We start from the raw sequence: 18,570 nt of genomic DNA, 5'->3' as shown, positions 1-18,570 counted from the left end.
GGGGCCTAATTTTGATTCCATGGCGAAGCGCTCGTTGCGCTTTCCCCGCACCAGAAACCAGGGAGACAGACGTGGCTCAACCCGACCACCCGGCGCGCGACCGCATGGCGGCACGCCGTCAGGAATACAGAATGACCGGCGGCGCCGGCGAGCGCGCGCAAGCGGCAGGGCTCGTCAACGCCGCATGGTACCGGTGCGCGGTGCCGCGGCCGCTGATGAAGCGGCTGATGCAGCGCGGCGATGCGCGTGCGATCCGCGACACGCTGATCTGGTACGCGGCGATCGCGATCAGCGGCGGGCTCGCGTGGCTGGCGTGGCGCGCGCATTCGGCGTGGGCGATCCCCGCGTTCTTCGTGTACGGCACGCTTTACTGCAGCCCGGCCGACTCGCGCTGGCACGAATGCGGGCACGGCACCGCGTTCCGCACACGCTGGATGAACGACGTGCTGTACCAGGTCGCATCGTTCCAGGTGTTCCGCCGCGCGACCGCATGGCGCTGGAGCCATGCGCGGCATCACACCGATACGCTGATCGTTGGGCGCGATCCCGAAATCGCCGCGCCGAAGCCGACCGACTGGCTTGCGCTCGCGCTGAACGTCGTCGCGCTGAAGCATGTGGCCGGCGAGCTGCGCAAGATGATCGCGGTGTCGTTCACCGGCCGGCTCGACGACGAGGAGCGCACCTATGTGCCCGAATCGGAATGGCGCAAGGTCGTGCGCGAGTCGCGCATCCATCTCGCGGTGTACGCGCTCGTGGCCGGTGCGTCGTCGTATTGGCACACGATCCTGCCGCTGCTCTACATCGGCCTGCCGAGCCTGTACGGCGCGTGGCTGTACCTGTACTTCGGCCTGACGCAGCACGCGGGCATGCCCGAGAACGTGCTCGATCACCGGCGCAACTGCCGCACCGTGATGATGAATCCGGTGTTCCGCTTCCTGTACTGGAACATGAACTATCACGTCGAGCACCACATGTTCCCGATGGTGCCGTTTCACGCGCTGCCGGAACTGCACGACGCCGTGAAGGCCGACATGCCGCCGCCGTACCGCAGCACGCTGGCCGCGTACGCGGAGATCGTGCCGGCGCTGGTCCGGCAGACGCGCGACCCGTCCGACTATGTCGTGCGGCCCGTGCCGGACGCCGTGCGTGCATGACCGTCATCGAACCCGCCCACCAAGGAGACACGCAACATGACGCAATGGATCGACACCGGTGCGCTCGACGACATCGACGATGAAGACGTCGCGCGCTTCGACCACGACGGCCGTACCTACGCGATTTACCGGATCGACGGCGAGGTCTATGCGAGCGACGGCCTGTGCACGCACGAGCAGGTGCATCTCGCGGACGGGTTCGTGATGGATCACGTGATCGAATGCCCGAAGCACAACGGGCGCTTCGACGTGCGCGACGGCAGGCCGCTGTCGGCGCCCGCGTGCGAGAAGCTGCGCACGTACCGCGCGAAGATCGAAGACGGCCGCATCCTGATCGAGGTGTGACGCGATGATCGACGACCGGGTGATGGCGATCGTCGGCGCCGGCCACGCGGGCGGCCGCGCGGCGCAGGTGCTGCGCGAGTCCGGCTGGCGCGGGCGCATCGTGCTGATCGGCGCGGAGGCGCACCTGCCGTACGAACGGCCGCCGTTGTCGAAGGGCGTGCTGACGGGCGAGCGCAGTGCGGCGCAATGCCGGTTGCGCGATCCGGACGCATGGGCGGCGGACGGCATCGAGCCGGTGGTCGGAACCGTCGAGCGCATCGATCCGCACGCACGCGAAGCGCGCGTGTCGGGCGGGCGGGTGTTTGGCTACGAGGCGCTGCTGCTCGCGACCGGCGGCCTCGCGCGCCGCCTGGCTGTTCCGGGTGCGGCGCTCGATGGCGTATTCGCGTTGCGCACACTCGACGATGCGGCGGCACTCGGCGCGCGGCTCGTGCCCGACGCGCGGATCGTGCTGATCGGCGGTGGTTTCATCGGTCTCGAAGTGGCGGCGTCGGCACGATTGCGCGGTTGCCGCGTGAGCGTGCTCGATGCGGCGCCGCGCCTGCTCGGGCGCGCGGTACCGGAGACGATCGCGGCGCGCGTGCACGCCCTGCACGAAGCGCAGGGCGTGGCGATCCGCGTGAACCGGAAACCCGTTGCGATCGAGCGGACGTCCGGCGGTGCGCTGGCGGTCGTGCTCGACGATGGCGACACGCTGATCGCCGATACGGTCGTCGCCGGCGTCGGGATCGAGCCGGCCGACGAACTGGCGCGCGACGCGGGCCTCGCGGTCGAGCGCGGGATCGTCGTGAACGCGCAGCTCGAGACGTCGGCGGAAGGCATTTTCGCGGCTGGCGATGTCGCGGTGTTTCCGAGCGCCCTGTCGGGGCGGCCGGTTCGGCAGGAGACGTGGCACGGCGCCGAGACGCAGGCACGCATCGCGGCCCGCAACATGCTCGGTGCGGGCGAGCCGTATCGCGATACGCCGTGGTTCTGGTCCGATCAATACGACGCGCAGTTGCAGGTGGCCGGGGAGCCGGCGCTCGGCGAGCGGTCGGTTGCGCGCGTGCTCGACGACGATGCTGAAATCCATTTCCATTTCGATGCGGGCACGCGGCTCGTCGCTGCAAGCGGCTTCGGCCGTGCATCGGGATTCATCAAGGAAATGCGCGTGGCGAGAATGCTGGTCGAGCGCGGGATCGACGTGACGCCGGCAGCCGTCGCGGACGTCGACGTGAAGCTGAAATCGCTGGTGAAGGCCGTGAGTGACCGGTAGCGGCCGGGAGGCGAGACGGGGAAATGAAGCGCGCGACGCCGAACGCCGCGCGCTTCGTTCAAACCGCGATCAGATCGTGGTGTGCAGGTGCAGATACAGGCCGGCGGCCGCGGCGCCGCCGAGCAGCGGGCCGACGACGGGCACCCATGCATAGCGCCAGTCGCTGTCGCGCTTGCCGGGAATCGGCAGCAGCGCGTGCATGATGCGCGGCGACAGGTCGCGCGCGGGGCTCATCGCATAGCCGGTCGGGCCGCCGAGCGAGATGCCGATGCCGAGCACGAGCAGGCCGACGGGCAGCGCGTCGAGTGCGCCGAGGCCGACCTGCGGCGATGCGAGGTACAGCACGCCGAGGATCAGCACGAACGTGCAGATCGCTTCGGTCAGCACGTTGTGCGTGACGCTGCGGATCGCCGGCGCCGTGCAGAACACCGCGAGCTTCAGGTCGGCATCGGCTTCCTTCGCGAAGTGCTGGCGATAGGCGAGCCACACGAGCAGCGCGCCCGCCATCCCGCCGAGCATCTGCGCGAGGATGTAGCCGCCGACTTTCGACCACGCGAACTTGCCCGCGAGCGCGAGGCTGATCGTGACGATCGGGTTCAGGTGCGCGCCGCTGAACGACGCGGTCACGTAGACGGCGACGAAGACGGCCATCGCCCAGCCCATCACGATCACGATCAGGTCCGCGCCTTTGCCCTTGGTCTTTGCAAGCAGCACGTTTGCGACCGCGCCGTTGCCGAGCAGCACGAGGATCGCTGTGCCGATGAATTCTGCAATATAAGGTGACATGGTTGTCTCTCGTATGTCGCGGCGGACTCGCGGGTGGCGCGGTCCGCCGGTGTTGTTGTATTTCGTTGGGAAGTGTCGGGATTACTGGGCGTCGTCGGCCCAGGCCTTCGCGGCGCGCACCGCACGCTGCCAGCCCGACATGCAGCGTTCGACCTGCTCCTTCGGCATCGACGGCGAGAAGCGGCGATCGAGCTGCCACTGGTCGCGCACTTCGTCGAGGTTCTTCCAGTAGCCGATCGCGAGGCCCGCGAGATAGGCCGCGCCGAGCGCGGTCGTCTCGGTGATCTGCGGACGCACCGCGTCGACGCCGAGCAGGTCGGCCTGGAACTGCATCAGCAGGTTGTTCGCGCTCGCGCCGCCGTCCACCCGCAGCTCGCCGATGCTGATGCCCGAATCGGCTTCCATCGCGGCCAGCACGTCGAGCGACTGGTACGCGATTGCATCGAGCGCCGCACGGGCGAGGTGCGCGGAGGTCGTGCCGCGCGTGACGCCGAACACCGAGCCGCGTGCCCGCGCATTCCAGTGCGGTGCGCCAAGGCCGGCGAACGCGGGCACGAGGTAGACGCCGTCGGTGTGCGGCACGCTCGCGGCGAGCGCTTCGATTTCAGCGGCCGTCTTGATGATGCCGACGCCGTCGCGCAGCCATTGCACGACCGCGCCCGCGATGAAGATGCTGCCTTCGAGCGCGTACTGCACGTCGTTGCCGATCTGCCAGGCGATCGTCGTGACGAGGTTGTTCTTCGACTCGATCGGCTTGTCGCCGGTGTTCATCATCAGGAAGCAACCGGTGCCGTAGGTGTTCTTCACCATGCCGGAGGTCGTGCACATCTGGCCGAACAGTGCCGCCTGCTGGTCGCCGGCGATACCCGCGAGCGGGATCTTCGACGCGAACACGGTGGTCTTCGTGTGGCCGTAGATTTCCGACGAGGCCTTCACTTCCGGCAGCATGCTGCGCGGGATGTCGAGCAGTTCGAGCAGCTCGTTGTCCCATTCGCGCGTGTGGATGTTGAACAGCATCGTGCGCGATGCGTTCGTCACGTCGGTCACGTGCAGTTCGTGCTTCGTGAAATTCCACACGAGCCAGCTGTCGACGGTGCCGAACGCGAGCTTGCCCTGCTTGGCCTTCTCGCGTGCGCCCGGCACGTTGTCGAGGATCCAGCGGATCTTGGTTCCGGAGAAGTACGAGTCGATCGGCAGGCCGGTCTTCGCGCGCACCTTCGCTTCGAGACCCTGCTTTTTCAGCGAGTCGCAGAAGTCGGCCGTGCGGCGGTCCTGCCAGACGATGGCGTTGTAGACGGGCTGGCCCGTTTCGCGATCCCAGACGATGGTCGTCTCGCGCTGGTTCGTGATGCCGATCGCGGCGATCGACGTGCCGTTCATGCCCGTGCGCGTGACGGCTTCGGCGGCGACGCCGGCTTGCGTCGACCAGATTTCCTGCGGGTCGTGCTCGACCCAGCCGGGTTGCGGGTAGATCTGTTCGAATTCCTTCTGGGCGATCGATACGATATTGCCCTGGCGGTCGAACAGCATCGCGCGGGAACTCGTGGTGCCCTGGTCAAGCGCGAGGATGTACTGATCCTGCATGTCTCTCATCTCCATCCGTGAATTGGCGTAGTTGTGATGCGCGCCGCATGGTGGGCGGCGCGTCGGTGAATCAACGTCGGTAAGACAACTGCAACTGCAATCGGATCACGCGTGCGGCGCGTGCGCGGCGGCGAACCACGCATCGACCGCGGCCGTCACCGCGTCCAGCGTGCCCGGCGTGACGTGCAGGCCGAGCTTCGAGCGGCGCCACAGCACGTCCTGCGCGCAGGTCGCCCATTCGGCGTCGCGCAGGTAGCGCAGTTCGGCGTCGTGGATGCCCGGCGCGATTTCGGCGCCGAGATCGGCGAGTGACGTCGCGCCGTCGACCACGCGCTCCGCGCGCGTGCCGTATGCACGCGCATAGCGGCGGGCGAGCGCGGCGGGCAGCCACGGATGGCGTTTCGCGAACGCGCTGGCGAACACGTCGAACTTTGCGTTCGCGATGTCGCCGCCCGGCAGTGCGACGCCGGCCGTCCAGGTTTTCGCGTCGCGGCCGAGCGCGCGGCACAGCATGTCGCCGGCTTCTTCCGCGAGCTTGCGGAACGTCGTGATCTTGCCGCCGAACACCGACAGCAGCGGGGCGCCCGCACCGTCGTCGAGCTCGAGGCGGTAGTCGCGCGTGACGGCCGACGCGTTTGTCGCGTTCTCGTCTTCGAGCAACGGGCGCACGCCCGAGTAGGTCCAGTGCACGTCGGCCGGCGAGATCTTGCGCTTGAAGTAGCGGTTGATCGAATCGCACAGGTACTGCGTCTCGTCGCGATCGATCGCGACCTTCGCGGGATCGTTCGTGTATTCGACGTCGGTCGTGCCGATCAGCGTGAAGTCGTGTTCGTACGGAATCGCGAAGATGATCCGCTTGTCCGGGTTCTGGAAGATGTACGCGTGATCGTGATCGAACAGGCGGCGCGTGATGATGTGGCTACCCTTCACGAGCCGCACGCTGTGCTGCGCGCCGCGGCCGAGCGCGCCGTGCAGCACGTCGCCGACCCACGGGCCGGCCGCGTTCGCGATCGCGCGCGCATGCACGACGCGGATCGAACCGTCGGCGTGCTGCAGTCGCGCTTCCCATTCGTCGCTGCGGCGTTCGGCGGAGACGAGCTTGGTGCGCGTCAGGATCTCGGCGCCGCGCTCCTTCGCATCCATCGCGTTCAGCACGACGAGGCGTGCGTCGTCGACCCAGCCGTCGGAATACACGAAGCCGCGCTTGATCGAATCGATCAGCGGTGCGCCGGCCGCATGGCGGCGCATGTCGATGCCGCGCGAGCCGGGCAGCAGTTCGCGTTTCGCGAGGTGATCGTAGAGGAACAGGCCGATGCGGATCAGCCAGGCCGGACGCAGGTTCGGCATGTGCGGCATAACGAAGCGCAGCGGCCACATGATGTGCGGTGCCGCGCGCAGCAGTGTCTCGCGCTCCTGCAGCGCCTTGCGCACCAGCCCGAACTCGTTGTACTCGAGGTAACGCAGGCCGCCGTGAATCAGCTTCGTGCTGGACGACGACGTGTGCGACGCGAGGTCGTCCTGCTCGCAGAGCATGACCGACAGGCCGCGGCCGGCCGCATCGCGCGCGATGCCCGCGCCGTTGATGCCGCCGCCGACGACGAGCAGATCGTAGCGATTCGGTTGGGTCACCTGCTGTCCTTATCGTCTGTTGAAATGGGGTGAACACGAAATGTTCGAATTCGAAATTTAACGAACGAAATCGAAAAAGTAAAGTTCGAAAAAGCGGGGCCAGTAGCGTCCGGCGCGATCCCGGACGATACTGGCGGAATCGACCGTTTCGCGAGGTGAATCATGCGTATTGGGATGTGGGCCGGCGTGTGCGCCGTCTTTCTGGCGGGGTGCAGCGCGGGCATGCCGCCGCTCACCGGCAACTGGCGGGCGCCGTCGTTCGTCGACCTGCAGACATCGTGCGGCGGCACGGCGCGCGACTGGGGCGCGGACGCGCAGCCGGTCTACTCGACGCTGTACGACGCGTATGTGGCGAAACGGTATCGCGGGCTGACCGAAGCGAACTATTGTGCGTTCGTAAACGAACTTTCGACCCACTATGTGGCGCCTGACGCGGCGGCGCGCGCCGGCTGGATCGCGTATTTCAACGGGGCGCGCGCACAGGCCATCAGCTGGCGGGCGGCGGTCGATCCGACGCTGCGCGGCGGTTGAAGCGGGCTGCGGAGAACGGGCGGGACAAGCGGAAGCGACCGCGTGGCCGGGGATCCGGCTACGCGGTCAGGTCAGGAACGGCGGAATTTCACGAATAGCGGTACTTGATGGATCGCAGCGCGGCGTCGCCGGTCTCGGTCACGCAGTATTTGCGCCCCGAACCGAGCCCTTCCAGGCGAACGAGCTGCTGTTCGAGCAGGATGTCCAGTTCATCCCGATCCATGTCGCGCTGATCAGGCGCGTCCTTCACAAGCAATAGCGTGGCGAATTCATGCGGACTCAGCATCGTTCTCTCCATGGCAATCGGACTGCCCGCGCGGCCGGCGCACACGCCGACGCGCGATACCCCGCGGGGTATGGCTTGGGGGGAAAGCTGTATTCGCCGGCCCTGCGGTTCGCACTCGCCCTGGCACAGGCGGATCGGGCGAACGGGCCGGGGAACTGGAGTCTAGTCGAGCACGCAGGCAACGACAAATCGTGCCCCGTTAATTTTCCGTTTGACAGGAGCGGGCACCGCAAGCGGTTCGCGCGCGGCGCCAACTTCTTGATTTCACTTGAAGTTTCAGGTGCGGTGCAGCATCGCAGCCGTCATTCCGCGATGTACACCTGGGTGCCGGCGGCGGCCACCGTATCGGCCATCTCCGGCGGCAGCGGCTTGTCGGTGAAAAGCGCGTGCACCTGGCTCAGATGGCCCTGGCGCACCAGCGCCGGGCGGCCGACCTTCGAATGGTCGGCCACGAGGTAGACCGTGCGCGCGTGCTGCATGATCGCCTCGGCCACGCGCACCTCGCGCGTGTCGAAGTCGCGCAGCGTGCCGTCGGCCTCGATCGCCGACGTGCCGATGATCGCGTAGTCGACCTTGAACTGCCGGATGAAGTCGATCGCGAGCTCGCCGACGATCCCCTTGTCCCACGGCCGCACGATGCCGCCCGTGATCAGCACCTCGCAGTCGGGGTAGCCGCTCATCATCGACGCGACGTTCAGGTTGTTCGTGATCACGTGCAGCCCGTGATGGCGGTTCAGCGCGCGCGCGACTTCCTCGGTCGTCGTGCCGAGGTTGATGAACAGCGATGCCTGGTCGGGGATGTGCGACGCCGCGAGCGCCGCGATGCGCCGTTTCTCGTCGTGGAACATCCGCTGGCGCGCGGTGTACGACACGTTCTCCGAGCTGGTCGGCAGGCTCGCGCCGCCGTGGTAGCGGCGCAGCAGGTTCAGGTCGGCGAGCCAGTTCACGTCGCGGCGGATCGTCTGCGGCGTCACCGCGAAGTGCGCGGCGAGATCGTCGACGGTCACGAAGCCGTCGCGCTGCACCCATTCGAGCAATTCCTGCTGGCGCGCGTTGAGGGTGAGGCGGGGATCTCGGGTCATGGCTCGATGGTCGTGTCGTGAGACGGAGCAGGTATTGTAAGGGCGGCAACGCCGTTCGGCCGGCCTGGCCCGCACGGCGATGCTCGATTCATGCGGAAATCGCATGGATTCATGTGACAAATGAATTTGTGCGATTCCACCGATCGCGCTGCAATGGCGGATTGCCCGCGCGCGCGGGCGCGTTCATTCAGCTTTCGACGAGGTGGCATCGATGACTGGCTTCAACTGGCACAACCCGTATCCGACGACCCGCATTCCGGTATTCGCGCGCAACGTCGTGTCGACGTCGCACCCGCTGGCCGCGCAGGCCGGGCTGCGGATGCTGTGGAAGGGCGGCAATGCGGTCGACGCGGCGCTGGCCGCCGCGGCTGCGATCACCGTCGTCGAGCCCGTGTCGTGCGGGCTCGGCGGCGATGCGTTCGCGCTCGTGTGGGACGGTGAGCGGCTGTCCGGGCTGAATGCGTCGGGGGTCGCGCCGGCCGCGTGGAACGTCGACTACTTCCGCAAGCGCCACGGCGAGGATGCGCGCGGCTTCGCGAACAAGCCGACGCGCGGCTGGGACACCGTCACCGTGCCGGGCGTGATCGCGGGCTGGGAAGCGCTGCATGCGAAGTTCGGTTCGCTGCCGTTCGCGGACCTGCTCGAGCCGGCGATCGAGATCGCGGAGCGCGGCTATGCGGTGCCGCCGATCGTCGCGCACAAGTGGGCGGCGGCCGTTCCCGAACTGCAGGGCCTGCCGGGCTTCGCGGACACCTTCATGCCGCGCGGCCGTGCGCCGCTCGTCGGCGAACGCATGTGCCTGCCCGGTCATGCACGGACGCTGCGCGCGCTCGCGAAGGACGGTGCCCGTTCGTTCTACGAAGGCGCGCTCGCCGAGCGCATCGCGGCGTTCTCGCGCGAAGGCGGCGGCGCGATGACCGAAGCCGACCTGCGTGCGTACCGGCCGGAATGGGTCGAGCCGATCGGCAAGCGCTTCGGCCGCCACACGATTCACGAGATCCCGCCGAACGGGCAGGGCATCGCCGCGCTGATCGCGCTGGGGATTGCCGAACATGCGGGCGTGACCGATTGGCCGCTCGATTCGGTCGACTCGCAGCATCTGCAGATCGAGGCGATGAAGCTCGCGTTCGCGGACGTCTATCGTTACGTCGCCGATCCGCGCGCGATGGACGTCACGCCGGAGCAGATGCTCGACGATGCGTATCTCGCCGGGCGCGCGAAGCTGATCGACCCCGCGCGTGCGACGCACTTCGGCGCCGGCCGGCCGCATTCGGGCGGCACGATCTACCTGTCGGCCGCCGACGAGCGCGGGATGATGGTGAGCTTCATCCAGTCGAACTACATGGGCTTCGGTTCGGGGCTCGTCGTGCCGGGCACCGGCATCGCGCTGCAGAACCGCGGGCACGGCTTCTCGATGGACCCGGCTTCGCCGAACGTCGTCGCGGGCGGCAAGCGGCCGTTCCACACGATCATCCCCGCGTTCGTCACCGAGGAAGTCGACGGCCGCACCGAGGCCGTGATGAGCTTCGGCGTGATGGGCGGCGACATGCAGCCGCAAGGCCACCTGCAGACCGTCGTGCGGATGCTCGGCTACGGCCAGCAGCCGCAGGCCGCATGCGATGCGCCGCGCTGGAAGGTCAACCGCGACTTCACGCTCGACGTCGAATCCACGATGAATCGCGCGACCGTCGACGCGCTGGCCGCACGCGGTCATACGATCAAGTCGATCGACGATCCTTACATGGATTTCGGCTCGGGGCAGTTCATCTGGCGTCTCGACCGCGACGATCGCGAGCGCGGCTACGTGGCCGCGAGCGACAGCCGGCGCGACGGCCTGGCAGCCGGTTTCTGACGGATCGCTTCCGTTTTGCGCGCTCGACGGGCGGCCGAATGGCCGCCCGTTTCGTTTGGCGCGGCCATACCATCGAACGTGCGCAAGCGGTTTGAAGGACTCGTCTAACGAACGGCAACAGACGCTGTGGAACTGCGCTTGTCCGGTATGGTCAGTGCTCTGGAGCACGAACATCAAAGTCCGGCTAAGATGCCTGGATGGTTCGGCCGGACCAATTCACTATAAACGACGTAAAACGCCGCCTGCGGGAAGGCTGGCGCCTGTGCCGAAGGCATGGGCCGGCCCCCGCGCGACGACTGGGAGCGCACCACCATGGACACCAAAACGACGCATGTGATGCCGTGGCGTATCGAGGACATCGACCTGAACCGGATCGATCGTCAGCGTGCGGCCGCGAACGAGGATCTGCTGCTGCTGCTGTGCGCGTCGTCGTTCATCGAAAGCGGCTCGGATCTCTACACGAGCAATCTGAGCACATTCTTCAATGACGATCCGGAAGTCTCCGCATGGCTCAACAATGCATGGGAGCACGAAGAATTGCAGCACGGCCGCGCGTTGAAGGCGTACATCGCGCACGTATGGCCCGAGTTCGACTGGGATACCGCCTTCGCGAATTTCTTCGCCGAGTACTCGAAGACCTGCTCGGTCGAGGCGTTCGAGAAGACACGTGCACTCGAGATGGTCGCGCGCTGCGTCGTCGAGACCGGCACGGCCACGCTCTATCGCGCGATCAACGAGTGCTCGGACGAGCCGGTGCTGAAGGAAATCACCGACAACATCCGCACCGACGAAGTGCGCCACTACAAGCACTTCTTCAAGTTCTTCAAGAAGTACAACCAGGTCGAAGGCAACGGCCGGCTCGCGGTGCTCGGCGCGCTGATGCGCCGCGTGATGGAAATCAAGAACGAGGATTCGGAGATCGCGCTGCGCCACGTGTTCGCGATCCGCTACCCGGATCGCATCGGCGACAATCAATACAACCGCGAGCGTGCCGCGCGCATCAATTCGCTCGTCCGGCGCAACCTGTCGGCCGACATGTGCGTGAAGATGCTGCTCAAGCCGCTCGACCTGCCCGCGAAGATCCAGCCGGGCGTCCACTATCCGCTCACGAAGATCACGCGGCACGTTTTCCTGCGCTGATCGCCTCGGCGCGGCCTGCCGCGCGTATGCTGGTGCCTTCGCATCCGATCCGCACCAGAGCCACGCCATCATGACCGATACCCATCGCCACGCACTCGAACAATGGACGTTCGACGCGTGGCCGCCGGCCGTCGTTTCGCTGTTCGACGGCACCGCGCTCGAGCGTCATGCCGACATTGCCGCATCGCTGATCGTCGCGACCGACGACGGCCAGTTGCGCACGACGCTGCTCGGTGTCGGCGAGATCTATGCGCGCGATGCGCGCACGCTGCTGATCGCGCTATGGCCGCAGTCGCGGGCGGCGCGCGCGATCGCGCAACGGCGCACGGCCGCGTTGACGCTCGTCGCGGACGGCGCGTTCTTTCAGGCGCAACTGGAGATGATGCCGCTCGAAGGCGACTTCGGCGGCCTGGCCGGATTCGCTGCGACGATCGCGCACGGCGATGCGCAGCGGGTCGGCTATGCGCGCCTCGCGACAGGCGTCACGTTCACGCTGGAAGGGGAGCGCGCGGCGGTGCTCGCACGCTGGCAACGCCAGGTCGAGCACCTGCGGCGCGCAGCCGCGCGGCTTCAGTGACCGCGCTGGCCGCTGCGCGACGAGCGGTTGCGGTTCGGGTGCGCGGCATTGCCGTTCGCCGGGCGTGCGCCGTTGCCGCCACCCGCCGGACGTCCGCCGCTATTCCCGCCGGCGCCGGCACCGCCTTGCGTGCGCGGCTTCGCGGCCTTCTGCTGCGACGTCTTCGGTTGCGCGTTGCCTTCGCGTTTCGCGGCCGGCTGGCCTGAGCCGCCTGCACGCGGCTGGCGATTGCCGCCGCCACCGCCACCGCCGCGCGGTTGCTGCTGGCCGCGGCGCTGCTGGATCGGCTCCGGCTTCGCGTGCGGATCGGGTTCGAAGCCCGCGATCACTTCCTGCGGAATCTCGCGCTTGATCAGCCGCTCGATGTCGCGCAGCAGCTGCTTTTCGTCGACACACACGAGCGACACGGCTTCACCGGTCGCGCCTGCGCGGCCCGTGCGGCCGATCCGGTGCACGTAATCCTCGGGCACGTTCGGCAGGTCGAAGTTGACGACGTGCGGCAGCTGGTCGATGTCGATCCCGCGCGCGGCGATATCGGTCGCGACGAGCACCTGCAGCGTGCTGTTCTTGAACTCGGCCAGCGCGCGCGTACGGGCCGACTGGCTCTTGTTGCCGTGGATCGCCATCGCGCTGATGCCGTCCTTCGTCAGCTGTTCGGCGAGCCGGTTCGCGCCGTGCTTGGTACGCGTGAACACGAGCACCTGGAACCAGTTGTGTTCGCGGATCAGGTGCGTGAGCAGCTCGCGCTTGCGATCGCGGTCGACCGGGTGGATCTTCTGCGCGACGCTTTCGGCGGTCGTGTTGCGGCGCGCGACTTCGATCAGCGCGGGCGAATCGAGCAGGCTGTCCGCGAGCGCCTTGATTTCATCGGAGAAGGTGGCCGAGAACAGCAGGTTCTGGCGCTCCGGCGGCAGCTTCGCGAGCACGCGCTTGATGTCGTGGATGAAGCCCATGTCGAGCATCCGGTCGGCTTCGTCGAGCACGAGGATGTCGAGATCCGACAGGTCGATGGTCTTCTGCTGCATGTGGTCGAGCAGGCGGCCCGGCGTCGCGACGACGATGTCGACGCCGCGCTTGAGCGCATCGATCTGCGGATTGATGCTGACGCCGCCGAACATCACGGTCGAGCGCAGCTTCAGGTACTTGCTGTATGCCCGGACGCTTTCCTCGACCTGCGCGGCGAGTTCGCGCGTCGGCGTGAGGATCAGTGCGCGCACCGCGCGCTTCGCGCCGCGATTGTCCGCGTAGAACGTGTGCAGGCGTTGCAGGATCGGCAGCGTGAAGCCGGCGGTCTTGCCGGTGCCGGTTTGCGCGCCGGCGAGCAGGTCGCCGCCGCCGAGGACGGCAGGGATCGCCTGCTGCTGGATCGGAGTCGGCGACGTGTAGCCGAGCTCGTTGACCGCCTTGACCAGCGGTTCGGCCAGGCCGAGAGATTCGAAAGACATAGATACCACTCTTGAGTTTTATGATCGGCGACACCTCGCGCGGCCCGCGCGGGGACTGGCATCGCAAAAAGCAAAGGGGCGCGGCTGCGGTTTCCCGCAGCCGCGCCCCGTTTGCGTCACGCGTTATTTAGTCAAGCGGCGCGGAACGCAGGTCACTCACCTGTTGTGGCGAGATCGGCGTACCGTTGTTGCCCCACGACATCCGGATGTACGTTACTACTGCTGCGACTTCCTGGTTCGACAGCGACTGCGCGAACGGCGGCATGCCGTACGGACGCGGGTTCTTGAACGTGCTCGGCGGATAGCCGCCATTCAGCACCATGCGGATCGGGTTGACCGCCGATTCCATCATGATCGAGTGGTTGCCCGCGAGCGGCGGATAAGCAGGCGGCTTGCCCGCGCCGGTTTCGGCGTGGCAGGTCGCGCAGTTGTCCGCGTAGATCTTCTTGCCCTGGTCGAACAGCGCGTTGCCGAATTGCTTCGACGGCTCGTATTGCATGTTCTTCGGCGCTTCAGCCTTCTGCGGGATCGACTTCAGGTACGTCGACATTGCGCGCGTATCTTCGTCGGTCATGTACTGCAGGCTGTTGTGGACCACGTCCGCCATCGGGCCGAACACCGCGCCCTTGTTCGACACGCCGGCCTGCAGCAGGTCGGACAGCTCCTGCACGTGCCAGTCGCCGAGGCCGAGTTCCTTGTCGTTCGTCAGCGACGGCGCATACCAGTTCTGCAGCGGGATCAGGCCGCCGGCGAACGCCGACGAGCTCACCGGGCCGCCCATCATGTTGATCGACGTGTGGCACATCGAGCAGTGGCCGAGGCCTTCGACGAGGTAGGCGCCGCGGTTCCATTCGACCGATTTCGTCGGATCCGGCTTGTACTCGCCTTCCTTGAAGAACAGCGTGCGCCAGCCGATCAGCAGGTTGCGGTTGTTGAACGGGAACTTCAGTTCGTGCGGACGGCTCGGCACCGATACCGGTGCGACCGAGCGCAGGTACGCGTAGATCGCGTCCGAATCCGAGCGCGTGACCTTCGTGTAGCTCGCGAACGGGAAGCCAGGATACAGCAGGCTGCCGTCCTTCGAACGACCGGTGTGCATCGCGCGGTAGAAGTCGTCCGACGTCCACTTGCCGATACCGTTCTGGTCGTCCGGGGTGATGTTCGGCGTGTACATCGTGCCGAACGGCGTCGCCATCGGCAGGCCGCCCGCGAACGACTTGCCGCCGCGCACGGTGTGGCACGCGATACAGTCGCCGACGCGCGCGAGGTATTCGCCCTTCTTGATCAGCGCGGCCTGGTCGGCCGGCGTGGCCGCGACGGCGGCAGCGCCGTGCAGCGTGTCGTTGCCCGGCCACAGGACCGGCACGAGGGCGGCGGCCGCGACGATCGCGACGGCCGAGAGTGCAAACAGGGACTTGCGTTTCATTGTGTCTGTCTCCCTTGCCTTATTGCGGTTCGCTGCCGCAGGCGAGCGGAGTCTTCATCGAACGCGCCGGGGCCGGCACGGGGTTGGCGGGCGCCGGTTGTGCGGCGAGCCATGCGGTCACGGCCGTCACGTCTTCGTCGGACAGCTTCGACGCGATGTCGTGCATGCAATCCGGTGCCTTCGCGTGGCGGTTGCCCGAGCGCCAGGCGCCGAGCTGCGCGCTCAGGTAATCGGCGTGCAGGCCGACGAGGCCCGGGATCGCCGGCTGCATGCCGGTCAGCCCTGCGCCGTGGCAGGCCACGCAGGCCGGCAGCTTGCGGGACGGATCGCCCTGCGTGACGAGCTGCTTGCCGCGTGCGAGCGTCGCGGCCGGCAGCGTCGGCTTCGCCGGCGTCGGGTACGGCGGACGTTCGGCCGAGAAGTGCTCGGCGATTTCGCGCAGGTAGTCGTCGTTCAGGTACGTCAGCAGGTAGTTCATCGGCGGGTACTTGCGCCGGCCGTCACGGAAGTTGACGAGCTGGTTGTACAGGTACTCGGCCGGCTTGCCGGCAAGACGCGGGAAATAATCGTTGTCCGTGCCCTGGCCGTGAACGCCGTGGCATGCGGTACAGCCGCGCACGCGCTCGGCCATGGTATCGGGTGCCTTGAGCGGCGCCTGCTGGGCGTGCGCTTGCTCCGTGGGCTTGGTCTGCGCTTGGGCAGCGCTCATAAGGCCCGCGCCGCCGATCATCAGAACGGCGAGCAGCGGACGGAAGAGGCGTCTTGAAGACACACGAGACTCCATGTTTATTCGTCGGGGACCTTGTCCGGGCTACGATCGGCTCGGCGCATGGACGGCAGGACAGCCGGGCTGCTGCGACGCGGCATTCTATCATCGATGGGTAATGACGGCTATTTGGCAAAAGGACATCGGTTCCTGTCTGTTTGCGACTTGCGACAATTTGACGCGCATTGCTGCGCCGCTGTGTGAACCGGCGTGCGTTTTCACCATCGAAGACCGTACACTCGCGGGTCGCGCGGCGCCGCCTCCGCCGCTGGTCCAGTCATTTCTCCCGTTTCCGGATTCATCGATGACGTTTTCTACCGTGCCGTTGCTTGCCTCACGCTGTCCGTCCCGTTGCCGCCGCCTTGCCGGCCCGTCGCTGTCGGGAGGGGGCGCGCGATGAAGTTCGACAGCTTGTGGATCGGTCAGGTCGCGCTCGCGGCGCTGATGGACGCCGCGTTCGCGATGGCGGTCGGCTCGGCGCTGCTCAAGGCGTGGCTCGGCAAGGACGGCGCACGGCCGGTCATCGCGCCGTCGCATCCGGCGTGGCTGCGCGCGCAACATTCGCTGGTCGCGGCGGCGCTGGCGCTGGTGCTCGCCGATCTCGGCTGGCTCGTCTACGAGGCCGCGACGATGAGCGGCTCGGGGCTCGGCGGTGCGTTCGCCGCGATTCCGACCATGCTGATGCAGACGCACACGGGCTTCGCGTGGAGCGTCGCGTTCGCCGGTGCCGTGCTGCTCGCGATCGTCGCGCTCGCGAAGCCGGACGGCCGGGTCGCACACGCGGTGCTGTGGCTCGCGGTGATCGTGGTCGCGGCGGGCAAGGCGTCGCTCGGCCACGCGGCCGATACGGGCGCGCTGTCCGCGGCGGTCGGCGTGCACACGCTGCACCTGCTCGCGACGGCCGTGTGGGGCGGCCTCGTGCTCGCGGGCGGGCTCGCGGTGCTGCCGACGCTGGGTTCGTCGGTCGCGCGCGGCGCGCTGATCCGCATCGGCCAGCACCTGTCGCGCACGTCGATCATCGCGGTCGTGTTCGTGCTCGGCACGGGCGTGCTCAACGCGATCCGCGGGCTTGGCGGTTCGCTTGCGCCGCTCGACGGCAGTACGTGGGGTCGCGTGTTGCTGCTGAAGCTGCTGCTCGTCGCGCTCGCGCTCGTGCTCGGCGGCCTGAACCGCTTCTCGGCGCTGCCGCGCCTGCGCCGCACCGCGTCGACCGAGGATGCACACACGTTCCGCAACATCCTGCATCTCGAAGGGATGACGATGATCGGCGTGTTCATCGCGGCGGCCGTGCTGTCGTTCAGCGTGCCGGGGTTCGCGGCGCTCGGCTGACCGCGGGTTCCGTGCGGGGCAGCGTAGCGATGCTCGTTGTCGACGCCCCGCGGATCGCAGAAGCAAAAACGGCCGCCTGTCGGGCGGCCGTGTCGAAGCCGGTGCGCGGCGTGATCGTCGCGCATGCCGGTTCATCCGATTCCTTCATCACCACTCGGCGACGCTGCCGTCCGCATGGCGCCACACCGGGTTGCGCCAGCGGTGGCCCGTCTTCGCCATCTCGCGCACCTTTTCCTCGTTGACGTCGATGCCGAGCCCCGGGCCTTGCGGGATCGCGACGAAGCCATCCTCGTAGCGGAACACTTCGGGGTTGCGCAGGTAGTCGAGCAGGTCGTTGCCCTGGTTGTAGTGGATGCCGAGGCTCTGTTCCTGGATGAACGCGTTGTAGCTGACCGCGTCGAGCTGCAGGCACGCGGCGAGCGCGATCGGGCCGAGCGGGCAATGCAGCGCGAGCGCGACGTCGTAGCTTTCCGCGAGCGTCGCGATCTTGCGGCACTCGGTGATGCCGCCCGCGTGCGACGCGTCGGGCTGGATGATGTCCACGTAGCCGCCCGCGAGGATGTGCTTGAAGTCCCAGCGCGAGTACAGCCGCTCGCCGAGCGCGATCGGCGTGTTGGTCTGGTTGACGATGTCGCGCAGCGCCTCGGCGTTCTCCGACAGCACCGGTTCCTCGATGAACATCAGCTTGTACGGGTCGAGCTCCTTCGCGAGCACCTTCGCCATCGGCTTGTGCACGCGGCCGTGGAAGTCGACGCCGATCCCGACGTGCGGGCCGACCGCGTCGCGCACGGCCGAGACGTTCGCGATCACCTGTTCGACCTTGTCGTAGGTATCGACGATCTGCAGCTCCTCGGAGCCGTTCATCTTCACGGCCTTGAAGCCGCGCTCGACGACCGCGCGCGCATTGTTCGCGACGTCGCTCGGCCGGTCGCCGCCGATCCACGAATACACCTTGATGCGATCGCGCACCTGGCCGCCCAGCAGCGCGTGCACCGGCACGCCGTGATGCTTGCCCTTGATGTCCCACAGCGCCTGGTCGACGCCGGCGATCGCGCTCATCATGATCGGGCCGCCGCGGTAGAAGCCCGCGCGGTACATCACCTGCCAGTGGTCCTCGATCAGCAGCGGGTCGCGGCCGACGAGGTAATCGGCCAGCTCCTGCACGGCGGCCTCGACCGTATGCGCGCGGCCTTCGACGATCGGTTCGCCCCAGCCGACGATGCCTTCGTCGGTTTCGATCTTGAGGAACAGCCAGCGCGGCGGGACGACGAAGGTTTCGAGGCGGGTGATTTTCATGACGCGAGTCTCCATGGTTGACCGGCGCGGCCGCTCGGGCGCGGCGCACGGTCGCGTGCTTTCACGGTTATCCTAGCGTAGCCCGAT

General features: G+C 67.3%; 17 protein-coding genes. 8 read left to right on the top strand and 9 right to left on the bottom strand.

The window, feature by feature from the left end:
• The first annotated feature begins 71 nt into the window (after positions 1-71).
• Genes BLA15945_RS19425 through BLA15945_RS19415 form a run of 3 tightly spaced genes read left to right on the top strand, consistent with a single transcriptional unit; the run spans position 72 to position 2,754 of the window.
• The gene (locus tag BLA15945_RS19425) at positions 72-1,154 is read left to right on the top strand and encodes a fatty acid desaturase family protein (protein WP_174993169.1); all 1,083 of its coding nucleotides are present in this window, start codon (positions 72-74) and stop codon (positions 1,152-1,154) included.
• A 36-nt stretch (positions 1,155-1,190) separates the two neighbouring features.
• The gene (locus tag BLA15945_RS19420; RefSeq protein ID WP_059233264.1) at positions 1,191-1,499 is read left to right on the top strand and encodes a non-heme iron oxygenase ferredoxin subunit; all 309 of its coding nucleotides are present in this window, start codon (positions 1,191-1,193) and stop codon (positions 1,497-1,499) included.
• A gap of 4 nt (positions 1,500-1,503) precedes the next feature.
• On the top strand, positions 1,504-2,754 hold the full coding sequence (locus tag BLA15945_RS19415; protein WP_174993168.1) for an NAD(P)/FAD-dependent oxidoreductase: 1,251 nt from the start codon (positions 1,504-1,506) through the stop codon (positions 2,752-2,754).
• A gap of 69 nt (positions 2,755-2,823) precedes the next feature.
• Here BLA15945_RS19415 and BLA15945_RS19410 read toward each other — a convergent pair whose 3' ends face one another.
• The 3 genes from BLA15945_RS19410 to glpD all read right to left on the bottom strand — a co-directional run bounded on the left by BLA15945_RS19410 (position 2,824) and on the right by glpD (position 6,753).
• Complete coding sequence (locus tag BLA15945_RS19410; protein WP_059233266.1) at positions 2,824-3,540, bottom strand: MIP/aquaporin family protein; 717 nt, start codon at positions 3,538-3,540, stop codon at positions 2,824-2,826.
• 81 nt (positions 3,541-3,621) lie between these two features.
• Positions 3,622-5,124 carry a glycerol kinase GlpK gene (gene glpK, locus BLA15945_RS19405; protein ID WP_059233267.1) on the bottom strand — a complete coding sequence of 501 codons (1,503 nt, stop codon included), beginning with the start codon at positions 5,122-5,124 and terminating at the stop codon, positions 3,622-3,624.
• A 105-nt stretch (positions 5,125-5,229) separates the two neighbouring features.
• Complete coding sequence (gene glpD / locus BLA15945_RS19400; RefSeq protein WP_174993167.1) at positions 5,230-6,753, bottom strand: glycerol-3-phosphate dehydrogenase; 1,524 nt, start codon at positions 6,751-6,753, stop codon at positions 5,230-5,232.
• Positions 6,754-6,915: 162 nt separating this feature from the next.
• On the opposite strand from glpD, the gene BLA15945_RS19395 reads away from it, so the two are divergent.
• Positions 6,916-7,284 carry a hypothetical protein gene (locus BLA15945_RS19395; protein ID WP_059233269.1) on the top strand — a complete coding sequence of 123 codons (369 nt, stop codon included), beginning with the start codon at positions 6,916-6,918 and terminating at the stop codon, positions 7,282-7,284.
• 88 nt (positions 7,285-7,372) lie between these two features.
• Here the strand turns inward: BLA15945_RS19395 and BLA15945_RS19390 are convergent, their stop codons facing one another.
• Positions 7,373-7,570 carry a hypothetical protein gene (locus tag BLA15945_RS19390; RefSeq protein WP_006477892.1) on the bottom strand — a complete coding sequence of 66 codons (198 nt, stop codon included), beginning with the start codon at positions 7,568-7,570 and terminating at the stop codon, positions 7,373-7,375.
• A 302-nt stretch (positions 7,571-7,872) separates the two neighbouring features.
• Positions 7,873-8,652 (bottom strand): DeoR/GlpR family DNA-binding transcription regulator, encoded by a 780-nt coding sequence (locus tag BLA15945_RS19385; protein ID WP_014896128.1) that lies wholly within the window; start codon positions 8,650-8,652, stop codon positions 7,873-7,875.
• 211 nt (positions 8,653-8,863) lie between these two features.
• Here BLA15945_RS19385 and BLA15945_RS19380 point away from each other — a divergent pair, with 211 nt between their 5' ends.
• From BLA15945_RS19380 to BLA15945_RS19370, 3 genes are all read left to right on the top strand, one after another.
• Positions 8,864-10,504, top strand: coding sequence for a gamma-glutamyltransferase family protein (locus tag BLA15945_RS19380; RefSeq protein WP_174993166.1), 1,641 nt, complete (start codon positions 8,864-8,866; stop codon positions 10,502-10,504).
• Positions 10,505-10,816: 312 nt separating this feature from the next.
• Positions 10,817-11,644, top strand: coding sequence for a ferritin-like domain-containing protein (locus BLA15945_RS19375; protein WP_059233270.1), 828 nt, complete (start codon positions 10,817-10,819; stop codon positions 11,642-11,644).
• Between the two features lie 70 nt (positions 11,645-11,714).
• Positions 11,715-12,221: a hypothetical protein gene (locus BLA15945_RS19370; protein ID WP_059233271.1), complete on the top strand. Its 507-nt coding sequence runs from the start codon at positions 11,715-11,717 to the stop codon at positions 12,219-12,221.
• On the opposite strand, the gene BLA15945_RS19365 is transcribed toward BLA15945_RS19370, so the two are convergent.
• The 3 genes from BLA15945_RS19365 to BLA15945_RS19355 all read right to left on the bottom strand — a co-directional run bounded on the left by BLA15945_RS19365 (position 12,215) and on the right by BLA15945_RS19355 (position 15,876).
• Positions 12,215-13,666: a DEAD/DEAH box helicase gene (locus BLA15945_RS19365; protein ID WP_059233272.1), complete on the bottom strand. Its 1,452-nt coding sequence runs from the start codon at positions 13,664-13,666 to the stop codon at positions 12,215-12,217. The genes BLA15945_RS19370 and BLA15945_RS19365 overlap by 7 nt on opposite strands.
• 127 nt (positions 13,667-13,793) lie before the next feature.
• Complete coding sequence (locus BLA15945_RS19360) at positions 13,794-15,092, bottom strand: c-type cytochrome (RefSeq protein WP_059233273.1); 1,299 nt, start codon at positions 15,090-15,092, stop codon at positions 13,794-13,796.
• 19 nt (positions 15,093-15,111) lie between these two features.
• Positions 15,112-15,876, bottom strand: a complete 765-nt coding sequence (locus BLA15945_RS19355) for a c-type cytochrome (RefSeq protein ID WP_034189042.1) — start codon at positions 15,874-15,876, stop codon at positions 15,112-15,114.
• A gap of 378 nt (positions 15,877-16,254) precedes the next feature.
• On the opposite strand from BLA15945_RS19355, the gene BLA15945_RS19350 reads away from it, so the two are divergent.
• Complete coding sequence (locus tag BLA15945_RS19350; protein WP_059233274.1) at positions 16,255-17,187, top strand: copper resistance D family protein; 933 nt, start codon at positions 16,255-16,257, stop codon at positions 17,185-17,187.
• Between the two features lie 147 nt (positions 17,188-17,334).
• Here the strand turns inward: BLA15945_RS19350 and dgoD are convergent, their stop codons facing one another.
• The gene (gene dgoD, locus BLA15945_RS19345) at positions 17,335-18,483 is read right to left on the bottom strand and encodes a galactonate dehydratase (RefSeq protein ID WP_059233275.1); all 1,149 of its coding nucleotides are present in this window, start codon (positions 18,481-18,483) and stop codon (positions 17,335-17,337) included.
• Between the last annotated feature and the right edge of the window lie 87 nt (positions 18,484-18,570).

The organism is Burkholderia arboris (assembly GCF_902499125.1).
GTDB classification, from domain to species: domain Bacteria; phylum Pseudomonadota; class Gammaproteobacteria; order Burkholderiales; family Burkholderiaceae; genus Burkholderia; species Burkholderia arboris.
This window is presented reverse-complemented; position numbering and strand designations above follow the sequence as displayed.